The organism is Photobacterium sp. R1 (assembly GCF_054600795.1).
This window is the reverse complement of sequence record NZ_BAAHZP010000768.1, coordinates 1-252: the sequence shown is the minus strand read 5'-3', so window position 1 is coordinate 252 and position 252 is coordinate 1. Positions and strand designations below refer to the sequence as shown.

The following is a 252-nucleotide window of genomic DNA, read 5'->3' as shown; positions in this document are numbered from 1 at the left end:
GAAGATAGCCAGAAACACAAGAATAATACCGGCATAGCTCAATACTGACAGGAATTGATTCGCCGCCAGAATCGCACCCAGCATAGGCAAAATAAAAGTCAGAACATACGTCACAGCCCGGTTCTGACGGAACGCATCCGCGTTCTGGTCAAACAGTGCCATTGCCACGCCCAGAAACGAGGTCAACAACGCCAGACCGGTGAAGATATACAAAATCAGCTGCATGCTGCCGTGATTCACACTCAGCGCAGC

At 50.4% G+C, this 252-nt stretch carries 1 protein-coding gene; it reads right to left on the bottom strand.

The annotated features are described in order from the left end of the window. A partial coding sequence (locus tag ACYP03_RS27155) for an aromatic amino acid transport family protein (protein WP_459782826.1) occupies positions 1 to 252 on the bottom strand: 252 nt, incomplete at both ends.